At 65.9% G+C, this 2009-nt stretch carries 3 protein-coding genes; 1 reads left to right on the forward strand and 2 read right to left on the reverse strand.

What is annotated here, in order from left to right; genetic code table 11:
* Positions 1 to 256 (forward strand): UPF0175 family protein (locus ACE3UY_RS18550; protein ID WP_374688969.1); only part of this gene is annotated, 256 nt, incomplete at its 5' end.
* Between the two features lie 102 nt (positions 257 to 358).
* Here ACE3UY_RS18550 and ACE3UY_RS18555 read toward each other — a convergent pair.
* Positions 359 to 1219, reverse strand: coding sequence for a 3-hydroxyacyl-CoA dehydrogenase family protein (locus ACE3UY_RS18555; RefSeq protein WP_374688970.1), 861 nt, complete (start codon positions 1217 to 1219; stop codon positions 359 to 361).
* Positions 1220 to 1337: 118 nt separating this feature from the next.
* Positions 1338 to 2009: HDIG domain-containing metalloprotein (locus ACE3UY_RS18560; protein WP_374688971.1), on the reverse strand; the 672-nt coding region annotated here is incomplete at its 5' end.

Below are 2009 nucleotides of genomic sequence, written 5' to 3' on the forward strand. Positions count from 1 at the left end.
CGATACGGTGCAGTTAACCCTTGAATTGCCGGCCGATCTCTTTTCGACGCTCCGCCAGAACCCGGAGACGTTCCTACGCGAGATGTGCCTGGCCGCGGCGGCCAAGTGGTACGAGACGCAGCAGCTTTCTCAGGGCCGGGCGGCTGAAGTGGCTGGGTTATCGCGTGCCGACTTCCTGACTGCATTGGCTCGCTTTGGCGTATCGCCGTTCCAGGCCTCCATTGAAGAAGTGATGCAAGACCTTGAGCACGACTAATGGGTGGGTGGTCAACTGCAAGCGCACGGATTTCATCTTGACGTTAGAATGCTTCCAAGCCTCGTTGAGTCTGTCGGGGAGAAATGGGAGTAACCGGCCCATTTATGACTTAGGTAGGTCGTACTCGTAAAACCCCCGCCCGCTCTTCCGTCCCAACCTTCCACTCTCCACCATCCGCTGCTGAATCGGGTGCGGCCGGTACTTGGCGTCCTGGAAGTAGGCGTCGTAGACGGACTTGGTGACAGCCAGGTTCACGTCCAGGCCGATCAGATCGACCAGCTCGAACGGCCCCATGCGGAAGCCCAGCGAGCGGATCAGCCGGTCAATCGTCGCCACGCCGGCCGCGCCCTCGCCCAGCAGCCGGAACGCCTCGCCGTAGAAGGGCCGGGCGACGCGGTTGACGATGAAGGCCGGCGAGTCGTGGCAGACGACGGCCGTCTTGCCCAGCCCCTCGACAAAGGCGTGGCTGGCGCTCGTCGTGGCGTCGTCGGTCAGGTCGCCGCGGATGATCTCCACCAGGGGCATGATGTGGGCCGGGTTGAAGTAGTGCAGGCCGATGACCCGCTCCGGCCGGCGCGTGGCCCCGGCGATGGCGCTGATGCTCAGGCTGGAGGTGTTGGAGGCCAGGATCGTGTGGGCCGGGGCGGCGGCATCCAACTGCTCGAAGACGCGCCGCTTCAGGGCCAGTTCTTCCGGCACAGCCTCGATAACCAGGTCGGCCGCCGCGGCGCGGGCCAGGTCGGTAACCGGCGTCAGGGCCGCCTTGGCCCGCTCGGCCACCTCCGGCGCGGTCTTGCTGCGGCGGACGCCTTCGGTGATGGAGTCGCCGATGGCGGCCAGCGCCCGCTGGACGATCTCGTCCGTCAGGTCGTAGAGGATCACCCCATGCCCGGCCAACGCCGCCGACTGGGCGATGCCCCGTCCCATCGTGCCCGAGCCAATGACCGCAACCGTGTTGATCATCAGTGGTCTCATTCAGTGCCGCAGGGGAGCGGAAGAGCAGGGGGGCAGGGGAGAAAGAGCCGCGCCATCGCGCTTCTTTCACCCCCGCACCCCCGCTCCCCTGCTCTCCTGCTCTCCTTTACTTCGCGAAACCGACCGCCCGCGTCTCGCGGATGACGGTCACCTGAATCTGGCCGGGATACTGCATCGTATCCTCGATGTTCTTGGAGATATCCTTCGACAGCCGCACCGCCGCCAGGTCGTCGATCTGGTTCGGCTTGACCAGGATGCGAATCTCGCGGCCGGCCTGCAGGGCGTAGGCGCTGTCCACGCCGGGGAAGGAGGTGGCGATCTCTTCCAGCGTGCGCACGCGCTTGATGTAGTTCTCCAGGCTCTCGCGCCGCGCCCCCGGCCGCGCGCCGGAGATGGCGTCGGCGGCCTCGACGATGATCGCCTCGACCGTCTCCTGCTCCACCTCGTGATGGTGCGAGGCGATGGCGTTAACCACCACCGGCGGAACCTTAAAGCGCTTGGCGAACTCCGCGCCGATCTGGGCGTGCGTGCCCTCCTGGTCGTGATCCATCGCCTTGCCCAGGTCGTGCAGCAGCGCGCCCATTTTGGCCGTCTCGATGTTGGCCCCCAGTTCGGCGGCCAGCATGGCGGCGATGTGCGACGCCTCGACCGAGTGCTGCAACTGGTTCTGGCCGTAGGAGGTGCGATACTTCAGCCGGCCCAGCGTCTTCAGAATCTCCGGGTGCAGGCCGTGGACGTTGGCCTCGTAGGCGGCGTGCTCGCCCGCCTCCTTGATGTC

The sequence above is a fragment of the Promineifilum sp. (SeqCode) genome, assembly GCF_041918635.1.
In the GTDB taxonomy this organism is placed as follows: Bacteria; Chloroflexota; Anaerolineae; order Promineifilales; family Promineifilaceae; genus Promineifilum.